Annotated in this window: 11 protein-coding genes; 9 read left to right on the forward strand and 2 right to left on the reverse strand. The window is 71.5% G+C overall.

Annotation, left to right across the window (positions count from 1 at the left end; all coding sequences use genetic code 11):
- The first annotated feature begins 194 nt into the window (after window positions 1-194).
- Genes HD596_RS24070 through HD596_RS64870 form a run of 8 tightly spaced genes read left to right on the forward strand, consistent with a single transcriptional unit; the run spans window position 195 to window position 10,194 of the window.
- Complete coding sequence (locus HD596_RS24070) at window positions 195-1,586, forward strand: extracellular solute-binding protein (RefSeq protein ID WP_246554763.1); 1,392 nt, start codon at window positions 195-197, stop codon at window positions 1,584-1,586.
- A complete protein-coding gene (locus HD596_RS24075) occupies window positions 1,561-2,496 on the forward strand; it encodes a carbohydrate ABC transporter permease (protein ID WP_313044667.1) in 936 nt (311 codons plus the stop codon). The genes HD596_RS24070 and HD596_RS24075 overlap by 26 nt, the downstream gene beginning before the upstream one ends.
- Window positions 2,493-3,311 carry a carbohydrate ABC transporter permease gene (locus HD596_RS24080; protein WP_185071591.1) on the forward strand — a complete coding sequence of 273 codons (819 nt, stop codon included), beginning with the start codon at window positions 2,493-2,495 and terminating at the stop codon, window positions 3,309-3,311. Before HD596_RS24075 ends, HD596_RS24080 begins: the two co-directional genes overlap by 4 nt.
- Window positions 3,311-4,375, forward strand: coding sequence for an ABC transporter ATP-binding protein (locus HD596_RS24085; protein ID WP_185071592.1), 1,065 nt, complete (start codon window positions 3,311-3,313; stop codon window positions 4,373-4,375). The genes HD596_RS24080 and HD596_RS24085 overlap by 1 nt, the downstream gene beginning before the upstream one ends.
- On the forward strand, window positions 4,372-5,550 hold the full coding sequence (locus HD596_RS24090; RefSeq protein WP_185071593.1) for a CehA/McbA family metallohydrolase: 1,179 nt from the start codon (window positions 4,372-4,374) through the stop codon (window positions 5,548-5,550). Before HD596_RS24085 ends, HD596_RS24090 begins: the two co-directional genes overlap by 4 nt.
- Complete coding sequence (locus HD596_RS24095; protein WP_221519487.1) at window positions 5,541-6,437, forward strand: TIM barrel protein; 897 nt, start codon at window positions 5,541-5,543, stop codon at window positions 6,435-6,437. The genes HD596_RS24090 and HD596_RS24095 overlap by 10 nt, the downstream gene beginning before the upstream one ends.
- Complete coding sequence (locus HD596_RS24100; RefSeq protein ID WP_185071594.1) at window positions 6,434-7,513, forward strand: Gfo/Idh/MocA family protein; 1,080 nt, start codon at window positions 6,434-6,436, stop codon at window positions 7,511-7,513. The genes HD596_RS24095 and HD596_RS24100 overlap by 4 nt, the downstream gene beginning before the upstream one ends.
- Complete coding sequence (locus tag HD596_RS64870; RefSeq protein ID WP_185071595.1) at window positions 7,510-10,194, forward strand: glycoside hydrolase family 38 N-terminal domain-containing protein; 2,685 nt, start codon at window positions 7,510-7,512, stop codon at window positions 10,192-10,194. Before HD596_RS24100 ends, HD596_RS64870 begins: the two co-directional genes overlap by 4 nt.
- Before the next feature lie 36 nt (window positions 10,195-10,230).
- Here the strand turns inward: HD596_RS64870 and HD596_RS24110 are convergent, their stop codons facing one another.
- Both HD596_RS24110 and HD596_RS62005 read right to left on the reverse strand, forming a co-directional pair.
- Window positions 10,231-12,027: a tetratricopeptide repeat protein gene (locus HD596_RS24110; protein ID WP_185071596.1), complete on the reverse strand. Its 1,797-nt coding sequence runs from the start codon at window positions 12,025-12,027 to the stop codon at window positions 10,231-10,233.
- Window positions 12,024-12,965: an SIR2 family NAD-dependent protein deacylase gene (locus tag HD596_RS62005; protein WP_185071597.1), complete on the reverse strand. Its 942-nt coding sequence runs from the start codon at window positions 12,963-12,965 to the stop codon at window positions 12,024-12,026. The genes HD596_RS24110 and HD596_RS62005 overlap by 4 nt, the downstream gene beginning before the upstream one ends.
- A 291-nt stretch (window positions 12,966-13,256) precedes the next feature.
- Here HD596_RS62005 and fxsT point away from each other — a divergent pair, with 291 nt between their 5' ends.
- Entirely contained in the window at window positions 13,257-15,833 is a 2,577-nt protein-coding gene (gene fxsT / locus HD596_RS24120; RefSeq protein WP_185071598.1) for an FxSxx-COOH system tetratricopeptide repeat protein, read from the forward strand.
- Window positions 15,834-15,836: the final 3 nt, after the last annotated feature.

Genomic DNA, 15,836 nt, shown 5'->3' on the forward strand with positions numbered 1-15,836 from the left:
AACCTAATGTCCCTCTACTCAAACCCCTCCGTGACTCACAACACGCCGCGCCGGACGGTTAGCTCCCGGCCCGTTGAGCAAAAACACAGCGTGTGAGCACTCTCCGTAAATTTGGCCAAGCCTTTACGTCATATGGATGTCATGACATATTGGCCCATGGCGTTACCTCCTTACGGACCTGTCGGAGGGTTTGCATGGCATTGCGGAAACGGTCGATGGGTGTGGTCGCGGTCATCGCCGCGGCCGGGCTGGGGCTCGCGGCCTGCGGCCAGTCGTCCGGCGGCGGAGGCGGCGACGCCATCGAGCTGACGATCACCCAGAACGCCATCGCGGGCGGCAAGAACGCGGCCGGCGCGAACTTCATCGCCAACTGGGTGATCCCCAAGTTCGAGGCGGCGCAGAAGGCGAAGGGCAAGAACGTCAAGGTCAAGTTCGTCCCCAGCGGCGTCGACGACGAGCAGTACAAGACCAAGCTCTCCCTCGACCTCAAATCAGGCAAGGGCGCCGACGTGATCGACATCGACGGCATCTGGGCCGGCGAGTTCGCCGAGGCCGGCTACATCAAGCCGCTGGCGGACCTGGTCGGCACCGACGCCGACAACTGGGACGGCTGGTCGCAGATCCCCGAGGCCGTGCAGGGCCTGGCCACGTTCAACGGCAAGAAGTACGCGCTGCCCGTCGGCACCGACGGCCGGGTGCTCTACTTCAACAAGACGCTCTTCCAGAAGGCCGGGCTGCCGGCCGACTGGCAGCCGAAGAGCTGGCAGGAGATCCTCGACGCCGGGACGAAGCTGAAGTCCTCCGGCGTGCCCGTGCCGATCCAGATCAACGCAGGCACGGCGATGGGCGAGGCCACCTCCATGCAGGGCGTGCTGCCGCTGCTCGCGGGCGCGGGCGGCGAGGTGCAGAAGGACGGCAAGTGGGCGGGCGCCACACAGCCGCTGAAGGACGCGCTCGGCCTCTACCAGAAGATCTACGGCGGCGGCCTCGGCGACCCCAAGCTCCAGCAGGAGGCCAAGGGCCGCGACAAGTCGTTCCAGCAGTTCGCCGCGGGCAAGATCGGCATCCTCATGGAGGGCGACTACTTCTGGCGCGGCGTCGTCAACCCCGCGACCGGCGTGGCCAAGATGGCCGACCGCGACCAGGTCGTCGGCTACGCCATGATCCCCGCGATGGAGCCCGGCAAGGGCATCCGCGGCCAGGACTTCGTCAGCATGTCGGGCGGCGCGCTGCGTACGGTCAACCCCAACAGCAAGCACCCCAAGGAGGCCTTCGAGCTGGCGGCCTTCACGCTCTCGCCGGAGGGGCTCAAGGAGGAGACCAAGGGCGGCAACGTCCGCATCACGCCCCGCACCGACGTCAACAAGGAGATCCTCGCCGGTGAGCCGCTGCTGACCTACATCTCGGAGAAGGTGCTGCCGCTGACGGCCTACCGGCCGCCGGTGGCCGTCTACCCGCAGGTGTCGGTGGCGCTGCAGGAGGCCACGGCCGCGGTGGTCGGCGGCACGGCTCCCGACCAGGCGGCGGCCGACTACCAGAAGAAGCTCGAAGGAATCGTCGGTGGCCCTGGCAACATCGCCTCCTGAGGCCGGCGAAACCACCGAGGCCGCCGCGCCGGGCCGCTACAGCTCGGACGCGGCGGGCCTGGGCCGGCTGCGGGCCGGGGTCTTCGCGGCCCCCGCCCTGCTGCTCATCGCCGCGTTCCTGGTCTTCCCCGCGCTCTGGGTGCTCTACCTCGCCCTCACGAACTACCGCCTGACCGGCGCCGCCGCCGCGGAGCCCCAGTTCGTGGGGCTCGCCAACCTCCTTGACGCGGCCGCCAACCCCACGTTCTGGAGCTCCACCTGGCTGACCGTCGAGTTCGTGCTGGGCTCGGCGGTCATCGGGCAGGTCGGGCTCGGCTTCACCATCGCCTGGCTGCTGCGCGACCGGCGCGGGCCGCTGAAGCGGCTGGTCGAGGGCCTGGTCATCCTGGCCTGGATCCTGCCCGGCGCGATCGTGTCGTTCCTGTGGGTGGCGCTGCTCGACCGCGACAGCGGCACGCTCAACGCGCTGCTCGGCATCGAGGGCTTCGCCTGGCTGCTCGACCACCCCATGCTCTCGATCATCGTGTTCAACATCTGGCGCGGCACCGCGTTCTCGATGATGCTGTACGGCGCCGCGCTCGGGAACGTGCCGCCCTCGCACCTGGAGAGCGCCCGCCTGGCCGGGGCCTCCGGCTGGCAGCAGCTCAGAGACGTGGTGTTCCCACACATCAGAGGACACATCCTCACCAACCTGCTGCTGATCAGCCTGTGGACGTTCAACGACTTCACCCCGTTCCTGCTGACCGCGGGCGGCCCCGACGGCAAGTCCGAGGTGCTGGCCGTGCACGTGTACAAGGTCGCGCTGCAGAGCGGCGAGCTGGGTTACGGCGCCGCGGTCTCCGCGATCATTCTGCTGATCAACCTGGTCGTGGCCGTGTTCTACCTGCGGCTGCTCCGGAGTAGGAAATGACCCGTTTCGTGCTGGGCCGGATCGGCTTCTACACGCTGATCGCGGTGCTGCTGGCCTTCTTCACGATCCCGCTGCTGTGGCTGGTGACGGCGCCCTTCACCTCCGACCCGACCTACGAGGTCAAGGTCCCCGACTTCACCCTGGACAACTTCAGGGCGGTGGCCGAGCATCCGTACGCGCTGCCGTCCCTCTACAACTCCCTGGTGCTGTCCGTGGGCACGGCCGTGCTGGTGGTGGTCCTGGCGTCGCTGGCCGCGTACGCGCTGAGCCGGGTGCGGCTGCCCGGCCGGGACGCGCTGCTCTACGCGTTGCTGCTGCTGTCGTCGATCATCACGGGGACGGCGGCCATGGTGCCGCTGTTCCAGCTCGCGGTGGAACTCAACCTCATCGACTCGCAGCTCGGGCTGATCCTCATCCTGACCGGCGGGCTGCTGCCGGCGGCGATCTTCATGCTCAAGGACTTCATGGACTCCACGCCGAAGTCGTACGAGGAGTCGGCGCGGGTCTTCGGGGCCACGCCGCTGCAGATCGTGCGGCACGTGGTCGTGCCCCTGGTGCGGCCCGGCCTGGCGACGGTCGGGGTCTGGGCGGTGGCCAACGTGTGGGGGAACTTCCTCATGCCGTACCTGCTGCTGAGCGACGTCGAGAAGCAGCCGGCGGCGGTGATCACGTACACCCTCTACACCGAGGGCGGCCAGGCCAACCTCAGCATGTTGTCCACCTTCGGCCTGCTGTACTCGGTCCCCGTGGTGCTCATGTACCTGTTCGTCAGCAAGAAGTACGGCTTCCGCTTCCACGGAGGGATCAAGCGTTAATGGCCGGAATCGAACTACGCGGGCTGACCAAGGTCTATCCCGGCGGGGTGAAGGCGCTCGACTCGCTCGATCTGGTCATCCCCGACGGCGAGTTCTTCGCCCTGCTCGGCCCCTCCGGCTGCGGCAAGACCACGCTGCTGCGCACGATCGCCGGCCTGGAGACCGCCACCGGCGGGGCCGTGGTCATCGGCGAGCGGGACGTGACGGGCGTGCAGCCCGGCGCCCGGGACGTCGCCATGGTCTTCCAGGACTACGCGCTCTTCCCGCACATGGACGTCACGGACAACATCGCCTACCCGCTGCGCATCAAGAAGGTCGCCAAGGGCGCCCGCCGCGACAAGGCCGCCGAGGTGGGGGCGCGGCTCGGGCTCGAACAGCTCATGGACCGGCGGCCGGGCCAGCTCTCGGGCGGGCAGCAGCAGCGGGTGGCGCTGGCCAGGGTGATGGCCACGCAGGCGCAGGCGTTCCTGTTCGACGAGCCGCTGTCCAACCTGGACGCCCGGCTGCGGCTGGAGGCGCGTACGTTCCTGAAGAAGCTCCAGCGCGAGCTGGGCGTCACCACCGTCTTCGTCACCCACGACCAGGCGGAGGCGCTGGCCATGGCCGACCGGATGGCGGTCATGGAAGCCGGGCACATCCGGCAGATCGGCACGCCGGCCGAGGTCTTCCAACGGCCCGCGAACACGTTCGTGGCCGGATTCATCGGCTCGACACCCATGAACCTGCTGGACGGCGTCGTACGAGGTGACACGCTGGAGGTGGCAGGGTGCAAGGTGGCGGTCCCGGCCTCGGCCGAGGGGCGGCTGTCCGACGGGGAGAAGATCGTGTACGGCGTGCGACCCGAATACCTGGCCTACTCGCCCGAGCCCGGCGAGGGCGCGCTGGGCGGCAAGGTGGCCATCGTGGAGAACCTCGGCGCGTCCCACCTGGTGACCCTCGACGTCAACGACGTGACCGTGCAGGCCGTCGTGCCCGAGGGGAGCGAGCCCGGGATCGGCGACGACGGCTACGCGGCGCCCCGGCGCGACCGTGCCCTCGTCTACCGGGACGGGGAGCTCGTTTGAGAGGCCACTGGAGTCTGGACGACCGGCTGGAGCGGATCCTGCGCGAGGTGCCCTTCGAGGTGCCCCCGGGGACCGCGGCCGTGACCGTGCGGCTGGCGTACGACCGGTCGCAGGGCGTGATCGACCTCGGCTGCGGCGCGCCCGGCGGCTTCCGCGGCTGGTCCGGCGGCGCGCGCGACGAGTACACGATCGCCCCGGACTGGGCGACGCCCGGCTACCTGCCGGGCGAGCCGGAGGCGGGCACGTGGCACGTGTGGCTGCGGCTGCACCGCATCCCGCCGCAGGGCCTGGACTACTCGCTGGAGATCACCACCTCGGCCGTCGCCCCCGCCGAGCCGGTGGCCGAGGAGCCGCCGCACGGGGAGCGCCCGCCCCGGCGGGACGTGCCCTCCGTCGACGGCCTGCGGTGGTTCGCGGGCGACTTCCACGCCCACACCCTGCACAGCGACGGCGGCCTGACCATCGCCGAGCTGGCCGAGCTGGCCCACGGGCGCGGGCTCGACTTCCTGGCCGTCACCGACCACAACACCGTCAGCCACCACCCCCGGCTGGGCGAGATCGACCGGGGGATCACGCTCATCCCGGGCCAGGAGGTCACCACGGACCGGGGCCACGCGAACGTGTTCGGCGAGGTCGGCTGGGTGGACTTCCGGCAGCCGGCCGACTCCTGGGCCGAGCACGCCGAACGCGCGGGCGGGCTGATCTCGATCAACCACCCGCTCGGCGGCGACTGCGCCTGGCTGCTGCCCATCACGCGGCGCCCCCGGGTCGCCGAGGTCTGGAGCTCCGGCTGGTGGGACCGCCGCTGGGGCGCGCCGCTGGCCTGGGCCGACGCCTGGCGCGACGACGTGATCGCGATCGGCGGCAGCGACTTCCACCGCGATGGCTCCGACGGCCTGCCCGGCGCGCCGACGACGTGGGTGCTGGCCGAGGACACGAGCACGGTGCTGGACGGCGTACGCGCCGGGCGCACCGCCGTCTCGACCGGCCCCGACGGGCCGCTGCTGCTCAGGATGGGCGACGAGCTGCTCGCCCTGGACGCCGACGGCCTGGTCCTGGTCCGCCCCGACGGCACCCGCCAGGTCGTACGCGGGGAGCGCGCGCTGCTGCGGGCCATCGACGGACGCCACCGCCTGGAAACTTACGAGAACGAGGTGATCGCACTATGCGAGTGAAAGTCGCCAACGCGCCCGTGAGCTTCGGCGTGTTCGAGCTGGCCACGGAGCCGCCGCCGCTCAGTGCCGACGAGATGGTCCGGGCGCTGTCCGAGGCCGGGTACGAGGGCATCGACTCCGGGCCGATCGGCTACCTGGGCACCGGATCCGGGCTCGCCGACCGGCTGGCCGGGAACGGGCTGCTGCTCGCGGGTGGCTGGGTGGACCTGCCCTACAGCGAAGCGGCGGCCTACGAGTCCGGGCTGCCCGCGCTGGAGGCCGCGCTCGACGTGTTCGCCGCCGCGCCCCCGGCGCCCGAGGGGTTCGGGCCGCGGCCCACGCTGGCCTGCTCGGGATCGCCGGAGCGGTTCGCGCGCCCGGGTGGGAGCGTTCCAGGACTGGCGGCCTCCGAGTGGGCGGGGTACGCGGCCCGGGTGCAGGACGCGACCGACCGGTGCCGCGAGCGCGGGCTGGAGCCCGCGTTCCACCACCACCTCGGCACCTACGTCGAGACCCCCGACGACGTCGAGCGGCTGCTGGAGCTGACCGACGTGCAGCTCTGCCTCGACACCGGCCACCTGCTGCTGGCCGGGGGCGAGCCGGTGAGCGCGCTGCGCGACTGGTCGGACCGGGTCGGTCACGTGCACATCAAGGACGGCGACACCAAGATCCTCGCCCAGGCCCTGGCCGACGGCGTGGACCTGCGCGAGCTCATGGGACGCGGCGGGTTCGCCCCGCTCGGGGAGGGCGAGCTGGACCTGCCCGCCGTGGTGCGCGTCCTCGGCGAGATCGACTACGCGGGCTGGGTCGTCATCGAGCAGGACACCCTGCCCGGCCGCCGCACCGTCGCCCAGAACATCGCCGACCAGGCGGCCAACCGCCGCAGGCTGGAGGACTTGGGACTGTGAGGATCGCGCTGGTGGGATGCGGCGCCGTCACGCAGGCGGTCTACGTGCCGCTGCTGTCGAGGCGGCGCGACCTGTTCGAGGTGGTCGCGGTCTGCGACCTGTCGCGGACGCTCGCCGACGCGGTGGGTGACCGGCTGGGCGCCGCCGGGCGCTTCACGACGGTGGCCGAGCTGCTCTCGGCCGGGGGCTTCGAGGCCGTGCTCGTCCTCGCCTCGGGCTCCCACGGGGAGACGGTCGGCCGGGCGCTGGCCGGCGGGTACGCCGTGCTGTGCGAGAAGCCGCTGGCGCTGACCAGGGCCGAGGCGGCCACCCTCCCCGAGGGGCGGCTGATGGTGGGCTACATGAAGCAGTACGACCCGGCCGTGCGCCGGGCCGAGGAGCTGCTGGCCGAGCTGGGCGGCCCGGAGGCGATCAGGTCGGTCGAGGTGACCGTGCTGCACCCGAGCGGGGAGTCGCAGCTGGCGTTCGCGAACCTGACGCAGGCGCGGGACGTGGACCCGGGGCTGCTCGACTCGCTGCGGGCCGCCGAGCGCGACCTGGTCTCGCGGGCGCTGGGGGAGTCGGCGCCGGAGCAGGTACGGGCGCTGTACGGGGTGGCCTTGGGCTCGATATGCCACGATTTGTCGCTCTTGAGGCGCTTTACTGGGTCACCTGCTGAAATTTCGTACGTTGAGGCGTGGGGGCCCGCGCCGGGGTCCATCGAGATCACCGGGCCCCTGCCCGCCCGGGGCCGGTTCTCCATCCGCTGGCACTACCTGGAGGACTACCCGGCCTACCGCGAGACCGTGGCCATCCACCACGACAAGGGCTCGCTGGAGCTGGTCTTCCCCTCGCCCTACCTGATGAACGCGCCCACCACGCTCACCGTGGTCTCCGGCGCCGAGAGCCGCACCGAGTACCGCGACGTGACCGAGGCGTTCGAAGTACAGCTGGCCGCCTTTCATGCTTTCGTGAACGATGGCAAGCCGCCCCTCACCGACGCGGGCGGCGGGCTGGAGGACATCGTGACCGCCCAGCGGATCGCCGCTCGTTACGCCGTACAGCATGAACTGCCCATCGGAGGGGAGGCCGCGTGAGTGAAGAGATCGTCGTCGTACCGCACACGCACTGGGACCGGGAGTGGTACGAGCCGTTCCAGCGTTTCCGGCTGCGGCTGGTCGCGCTGCTCGACGAGGTGCTCGACACCATGGAACGCGAGCCCGCCTACCACTTCACCCTCGACGGCCAGCTGGCCTGCGTGGACGACTATCTGGAGGTGCGGCCGGAGAACCGCGACCGCATCGCCGCGCTCGTCGAGTCGGGGCGGCTGGCGGTGGGGCCGTGGCAGATCCTGCTCGACGAGTTCCTGTGCTCGGGCGAGAACATCGTGCGCAACCTCGAACTGGGCATGAGCCGGGCCGACAAGCTCGGCGGGGCGATGCCGGTGGGGTACCTGCCCGACATGTTCGGGCACACGGCGCAGATGCCGCAGATCCTGCGCAAGGCCGGGCTGCTGCACGCCTGCGTCTACCGCGGCGTGCCGTCCTCGGTGACCACGGACGCCTTCGCCTGGGTCGCGCCGGACGGTACGGCGCTGCGCACCCAGTACCTGCCCGCGGGCGGCTACGGGAACGGGGCGCACCTGTTCTCGGACTCCGCGGGGCTGACCGAGCGGGCGGCGGCGTTCGTCACGACCATGCGGGAGTGGCACGGGCCCGAGGGCGCGCTGCTGGCCATGTACGGCACGGACCACTCGGCGCCGGTGCGCGGGCTGCCGGAGATGGTGGCGGCGATCGGCGGCCGGATGGACACCTTGTCCGGATATATCGGGAAGTATTCCGGTGAGGTGGACGGGCTGCCGCGCGTCGAAGGCGAGCTGCGCTCCCACGCCCGCGCCAACATCCTGCCCGGCGTCATCTCGGTCCGGGCCCACGTCAAGCAGGCCATGGGCCGCGCCGAGCGGATGGTCGAGCGCTACGCCGAGCCGCTGGCCGCCCTCTGGGGCGCCGAGTGGCCGGGCCGCTTCCTCGACATGGCGTGGTGGCGGCTGGTCGACGCCAGCGGCCACGACTCGGTGACCGGCTGCGGCGTGGACGACACCGCCCAGCAGGTGGCCGCGCGCATCGCCGAGGCCGAGCATCTCGGTCAGGCCGTACGCGACATGGTGACCGCCCGGCTGGCCGGGTCGGTGCCGTCCGACGGGGTGCTCCTCGTCAACCCGACGCCCGCCGCGCGCAGGGGCGTCGTGGTCGTGGACGTGGCCGGCACCGACCCGCTGGTGGACCCCTCGGGCGCGCCGGTGCCGGTGCAGCCGCTGGAGTACGCGCCCACGCTGCTGCTGGACGAGGAGATGGACGCCGCCACGGCGCTGACCTTCGTCCACGGCACCGAGCTGTACGGGCAGCACATCACGGCGTGGTCGGTGGAGGGCGAGACGCTGACGTTCACGGTGGCGCGGGAGACGTCGGCCGTGTTCGACCTGGACGACCTGCGCGCGGCGACCGGCGGCGTGCGGCGGGTGCGCATACTCGCCGAGCCCAGGCGCACGGTCGCCGCCCTGGTGGAGGTCCCGCCGCTGGGCCACACGAGCATCCGGCCGGTGCCCCACGAGCAGGTGCGGGGGGCATCCGCCGGGGCGGGCCGGCCGGCTCCGGTGCGCGGCGACGAGGAGGTGCTGGACAACGGCCTGCTGCGGGTCACGATCGCCGGCGACGGCACGCTGACCCTGGTGGGCGCCGACGGCACGACGGTCACGGGAGCCGGGCGCATCGTGGACGGCGGCGACGTCGGCGACACCTACAACCACGCGCCCCCGGCCGGCGACCTGCTCGTGTCGGAGCCGTCGGCCGTCGAGACGGAGCTGGCCTGCTCGGGTCCGCTGGTGGCGGCGGTGGACGTGCGCCGTACGTACCGGTGGCCGGCATCGGGCGACGGGATCGACGGCGCGCCCGAGCTGCCCGCGCCCTCGCGCGCCCCGCGGACCGAGGAGATCGTCGTCACCACCCGCGTCGAGCTGCGGGCCGGCGAGCCGTACGTACGCCTGCGCGTCGAGTTCGACAACCGGTGTGATGATCACCGGGTTCGCCTGCACGTGCCGCTGCCCGCCCCGGCGACGGAGTCGCACGCCGAGGGCCAGTTCGCGGTGGTCACCCGCGGGCTCACCTCGGAGGGCGGCTGCGGCGAGACCCCGCTGCCCACCTTCCCCGCCTCCTCGTGGGTGGCGGCCGGAGGCGTGGCGGCGCTGCTGGAGCACGTGACGGAGTACGAGGTGGCGGACGGCGAGCTGGCCCTGACGCTCCTGCGCTCGGTCGCCTACCTGTCCCGCAACCGCAACGCCCTGCGCCCCGAGCCGGCCGGGCCGCAGCTGCCGACCCCGGCCGCCCAGTCGCGCGGGATCCGCTCGGTGAGCCTGGCGCTGATGCCGTACGCGCGGTCCTGGCAGGAGGTCGTGCCGCAGGCCGAGACCTTCCGCCACGACCTGCTCGTGGTCCCGGGGCAGGGCGAGCGCGCTTCGGCGCTGCCCGATCCCGCGCCCGGGCTGTCGGTGACGGGCGACGGCGTGGTGATGACCTCGCTGCGGATGCGTGACGACCGGCGAGAGCTCAGGGTCGTGGCCCTCACGCCGGTCGCCACGGAGGCCGTCATCGAGGGCGCCTTCACCCAGGCCCGCCACGCCGACCTGCGCGGCCGCCCCGGCGATCGGCTCCCGGTCGCCGACGGCGTGCTCCGCCTGGCGCTGAAGCCGTGGGAGATCGCGACGGTCCAGCTCTCCGGATAGCCGCCCGGTCGCTCCGTCGCGTGCTCGGCTCTCCGGTCAGCCGCCGAGCCGCTCCAGCGCCTGCTCGCGTGCCTGCCTGGCCAGGTCCTCCTCCGAGCGGGGCAGGCCGAGCGCCAGCGCCCGGTCCAGGTCCGCCAGCGCGCCGCGGAAGTCGCGCAGCGCGATCCGGACCTGGCCCCGGCCGTAGAGCGCCCGGGCGGCGTTGCGGTCCAGGTCGAGCGCGTCGTTGTAGGCGGCTTCCGCGTCCGCGGGCGAGCCGGCCCGCCACAGCGCGTGGGCCAGCAGCGTGCGGGCCGCCACGTCTCCCGGCATCCTGGCCACCGCCTGCCGGCCCAGGTCCACCGCCTCGTCCGGGCTGCCCATCGACAGGCAGACCTCGGCGAGCGCCGTCAGGACCCGCACGGTGGCCAGGGCGTCCTGCTGGCTCTCGAACTGCGAGCGCGCCGCGGTCAGCGTCTCCCTGGCGGCCTCCAGGTCGCCCTCGACCCTGGCGACCTCCGCCTTGAACGCCAGCAGGTTGGCGAACTGCCGCTCGTCGCCCTGCTCCAAGGAGCGGCTGGCCGCCACGTCGGCGAAGCGCCGGGCCGAGATGAAGTTGCCCTCACCGAGCGCGGCCTCGGCGGCCGCGCGGAAGTCGGCGGGCGTGTGCTCCTGCGGCCGGTCGCGGGCGGGCGCGGCGTGGTGGGCGGTGCGGATGGCCTCGACCAGGCGTTCCTGGCCGAGCTGGTACCACAGGCTCCTGGCGCGCTGCTCCTCGGTGAGGATGTGCCTGGCCACCAGGGCGTCCACCACGGCGTTGGGCATGTCGGCGGTCTGCGTCAGGCCGCGGTAGGCGGTGCCGCGCGTGCCCCGCTCGGTGATGAAGGTCGTCTCGATCCAGGCGCGCAGCTCCGGCTCGGGCACGCCGGTCTCCAGGCTGACGTCGCGTACCGCGCGGTCGAAGTAGGCGGCGAGGATCCCGGTGAGGTCGCCGAGCTGGGCGAGCAGCTCCGCGGTGATCGTGTCGGTGGAGCCGCCCAGGCCCGACCAGAGCGCCGCGCACGCGATCTGCAGCTCGAAGGGCGAGACTTGCTCGCTGACGATCTCGACGCTCTCGCCCAGCCGGTCGGTGTAGGTCGTCTTGCGCAGCCGCTCGACCAGCTGCTCGGCCACGCCGGGCGCGTAGCGGCGGCCGCTGTGGGAGGCCGGCCCGGTCACCGCGGCCACCGCCGACGCCTGCCCCAGACCGTCGAGGCGCACATAGGCGAACGGCTGCGGGCTCAGCAGTCCCTCGTAGCCGCTCAGCGTGGCGAGCTGGTCGTCGCGCACCAGGAGCAGCAGGTTGAGCGGCAGGTCCCGCAGGGCCTGGGCCAGCTCGCCGATGAGGCGGTCGCGCTCGGGCAGCCGGGCGGGGAAGGCCGTGAACAGCTCCTCCATGTGGTCGATCGCGGCCAGCACCCGGTGCGGGGCGGCGCCGGCGAGGATGCTCTCCAGCGCCGAGCTGACCGACTGCTCGGGGTCGGGGGTCTGGCGGGCGGGCGTCCAGCTGCTGATCAGGGTGAAGCGGTAGCCGCCCGGCCCGGACGCGTGCGCGAGCGGCCAGGTGGGCTGGTGGATCAGCCGCCCGACGGGCAGCGTCAGCGTGCGCGGCTCGTCGTCGAGCAGCGGGAGGACCCCGGCGTGCAGGAGGGACGTCTTGCCGACGGCGGCGGGGCCGTGGAGCACCACCACCCGCTCGGCCAGCCAGGCGTCCCGCAGGTGGCGGGCCTCCTGCGACCTGCCGTGGAACAGGGCCGACTCGGTGCGGCGGAAGGGGCGCGGGCCGACGTACGGCTCGGTGGGATTGCTGGTCATGGCGTCCCCCGGAGTCCGGCGGCAAGCTTGTCGTTGAGCGAGCGCGGGGTCTCCCACAGGATGCGGATGCTCTGGGCCTGGAAGTAGCGCTCGAGGTATTGGCGCTCCTCGGCGGAGTGGTCGTCCGGGTTGAGCTGGATGCTCGTGTGCTCCCTGCGCATGGTGCCCGGCAGGCCGTGCAGCAGGGTCCGGAACATGACGTGGAACGTCCAGTCGCGCAGGCCGTAGCCGATGAACAGCAGCGCCTTCGTCCGCAGCGCGGTGCGGACCGGGAAGGGCAGCAGCGTCATCGGGTGCCCGCCGCGCGGGGCAGCGGACGACGCGCTGGTGTGCCTCCCGTCCTGGGCCAGCCTGACCAGGAAGTCGAGGTAGTCGTCCTCGATGAGCACGATCGAGTGCGGCTCCTGGTGGTGGCCGTGCAGATGGAACACGAGTGGCCGCTCCACGCACGGGGTGAAGGCTGGTTCACGAAAAGGGCTCCCGGTCCAGTCGTCGGAGGACATCGCATACCACGGACACAAGTCCCAAATGGGCTGTTTTCTCGCCTGCTGCAGCGCCAGGAACATGAAGTCGTCGTAGTTCGTGGTGATGTACAGGGGGAGAGGGTAGCGGGCCAGCACGGCGTGCACCGGGAATTGATCTGTCCTGTCGGGCGGGGTCGCGTTGGCGAACTCGGCCCTCAGGAATTCGCGTTTCGTCCTGGTTGCGTCACGATAGACCATCGTGGTCGCGTATTGCATCACGCGTGCCAGGTTGTCGGAATCCGCGTACGGATAGTTGATCTTGTTGGCCCATTTCGTGGCGAGCTGACCACCGAGCGGGAGCCGCTCCGCGCTGGCTCCCGCGCCGAGAAAGGGGATGCAGTCACCATTGTTGAGATCCCCGATCAGCAGATCCCAGGCGGCCTCGTTGTCGCGGTCGATGCCACCGGCGTGCACGCGTCACCGCCTTCCGGGTCATGGCGGCGAGGTGCGGAACCCTTCAGAGGGTCCATGAAAGGGCCGCCGCAGTCAATAGCCGAGAATGGCCGCATAGTGGCGCCGTGCCATCTCCCGACATAACCCAATATATGTTAGTAATCCCGGCAAAGGGCGCTATATGTGACGGGGCAAATAGCCATTAAGGGCTGTCCGCTTCAGGGGGAAAGCGCTCTTTCCGCTGGGTGCGGACACGACCTGCGACGGGCAGATATCGCATTAGGATCGGTGGCGATAGTCGAATAACGACCAGTGGCGGTGATCGTGATGGAGGACGTCGCGCGGCAGGAGCGCCGCCCCACCCTCTGGGGGCGGGAGATCCCGTTCCGCAACCGCTGTTTCACCGGTCGCGAGCGCGAGCTCGCCGAGCTCCACAGCCGGCTGGCGCAGCACTCGACCGCGCTGGTCGGCCAGCCGCCCCAGCCGGTCTACGGCATGGGCGGCATCGGCAAGACCGAGATCGCCGCCGAGTACGCGCATCGCCACGCGGAGGAATACGACCTCGTCTGGTGGATCAGGGCCGAGCAGGAGGAGACCATCGTCAACTCGCTGATCGGGCTGGGCCGCAAGATGTCCCTCGACGGCTTCCGCCCCGACGATCGCGACTACTCCGCCAAGCTGGTCCTGTCCGCCCTCGCCAATCGCGAGCTCTACGAGCGATGGCTGCTGATCTACGACAACGTCGAGAGCGCCAACGCGGTCCAGCACTACCTGCCCAGCGGCGGCGGCCACGTCATCATCACCACGCGCGACCGCCACTGGCGGCGGGCGATGGACCTCGACGGGATCGAGGTAGGGGAGTTCCTTCCCGACGAAACGGTCAAGTTCTTTCATAGGCGGGTGACCGCCCTGGCCGACCCGGGTAGGTCCGGCTCCGTGGAAGCCGAGGCCGACGCGAAGGAGCTGGCCAACCAGCTCGGAAACCTCCCGCTGGCCGCCGAGCACGCCGCCGCGTACCTCAACGAGACCGGCACCAGCATCTCCGAATACCTGGAGCTGTTCCGCGACAACGCGCACGCGCTGCTGGCCAGCTCGGTCGACATCAAATACCCGCAGACCGTGGCCACGACCTGGAGCGTCTCGCGCAGCAAGATCTCGCCGGAGGCCGACGCGCTGTTCAAGCTGCTGGCCAGCCTCTCCGCCGAGCCGATCGCCGAGGAGCTGCTGGTGCAGCCGGCCGTGGCCTCCAAGCTGCCGCCGCCGCTGGACCGGGTGCTGAGCGGCGTGACCGAGTTCCGCAGGGCGGCCAGGGAGCTGGGCCGCTACTCCATGCTCAAGCTCGACGGCGTGCGCAACGTCGTGCAGCTGCACCGCGTCGTACAGGCCGTCACCAGGGACCGCATGGTGCGCGAGGACCCGGAGGCCGCGGCCCGCTTCCAGGAGGCCGCCCACCTCCTGCTGGCCGCCTCCGATCCCGGGGCGGTCGACCGCGAGGACAGCGAGCAGATCTACCAGCGCTCCCTGCAGCACCTGGTGCCCTCGCGGGCGGTCGAGTCCGGCGATCGCCTGGTCCGCAAGCTGATCATCAACCAGGTCGAGCAGCTCTACCGCCGCGGCGGCCACCAGGAGAGCCTGCGGATCGGCCTGCCGACGCTGGAGCTGTGGCGGCAGCGGTTCGGGCAGGACGACAAGCAGACCCTGGCCCTGGCGGTCCAGGTCGGCAACGCGCTGCGCACGGCCGGCCAGTGGGAGGAGAGCCTGCGCCTGCACGCCGACACCCTCCAGCGGCTGCGCGACAACTTCGGCGAGCTGGACGCCGTCTACCTGAGCTGCGCCCGCGTGCACGACGTCGGGCTGCGGCTGCTCGGCCGCTACGCCGACGCGCTGGACAACGACCTGCGGCTGCTGCCGCTCTTCGAGCAGCAGCTGCGGCCCGACCACCCCGACACGCTGCGGATCCGCAGCAACGTGGCGGTGAGCCTGCGCTGCCTGGGCCGCTTCGAGGAGGCCCTGCGCTACGACGACGAGACGCTGGCCGAGCGGCAGCGCATCTTCGGCCCGGTCGAGCACGCGACGCTGAGCTCGCAGTTCGGCCGCTCCCGCGACCTGCGCGGGCTGGGGCGCTACGAGGAGTCCCTCGACCTGATCCGGCGGATCAGCAACGCCATCGACCGCAAGAACCAGCCGTGGAACCAGTTCCGCCTCCTGGTCGCCATCGACTTCAGCGTGGCACTCAACCGGGTCGGCCTCTACGAGGACGCCTTCGTCCAGGGCGTGAAGGCCTGGGAGCGGCACAAGTCGACCCTCGGCGCGGAGCACCGCCAGACGCTGCAGTCGGCCACCAACCTCATCAACGACTACCGGCTCACCGAAGACCTGGCCGGCGCCCAGCGGCTGGGCGAGGAGACGGTGCTGAGCCTGGAGAAGGTGGCCGGCCCCGACCACCCCAACACGCTGGCGGCCTACAACAACCTGGCCATCGTGCTGCGGGTCAGGAACAATCCGGGCGGCGCCCGCCGGCTGAGCGAGCGGGCGGTCGAAGGGATGAAGGCCCTCCTGGGCGACACCCACCCCAACACCCTGATCGCCATGCACAATCTCGCCAGCGATCTGGCCGCACTGGGCGAGGTGGGGCAGGCCCGGAGGCTGGGCGAGACGGTGCTGGAGCGCAGCCTCACGACGCGCGGCGCCGACCACCCCAACACCCTGGCCGCCATGGCCAACCTGTCCCTCGACCGCAATGCCGACGGAGACAAGGACGGCGCCCAGAGCCTGCGGGAGCGGATGCTCGACGGCTACCAGCGCTCGATCATGCCCGACCACCCGCACGCCCGGCTGGCCGCCCAGTACGGCCGGGTCAACCTGGGCATCGAGCCCATGAACGACTGACGG

This window comes from Nonomuraea jabiensis (assembly GCF_014204795.1).
Taxonomy (GTDB): domain Bacteria; phylum Actinomycetota; class Actinomycetes; order Streptosporangiales; family Streptosporangiaceae; genus Nonomuraea; species Nonomuraea jabiensis.

What these genes read in the sequence shown, in the direction of transcription:
- HD596_RS24085 (WP_185071592.1), top strand. Translation starts at nt 3,311, where the DNA reads ATGGCCGGAATCGAACTACGCGGGCTGACCAAGGTCTATCCCGGCGGG.
- HD596_RS24080 (WP_185071591.1), top strand. Translation starts at nt 2,493, where the DNA reads ATGACCCGTTTCGTGCTGGGCCGGATCGGCTTCTACACGCTGATCGCG.
- HD596_RS24110 (WP_185071596.1), bottom strand. Translation starts at nt 12,027, where the DNA reads ATGACCAGCAATCCCACCGAGCCGTACGTCGGCCCGCGCCCCTTCCGC.
- HD596_RS24070 (WP_246554763.1), top strand. Translation starts at nt 195, where the DNA reads ATGGCATTGCGGAAACGGTCGATGGGTGTGGTCGCGGTCATCGCCGCG.
- HD596_RS24095 (WP_221519487.1), top strand. Translation starts at nt 5,541, where the DNA reads ATGCGAGTGAAAGTCGCCAACGCGCCCGTGAGCTTCGGCGTGTTCGAG.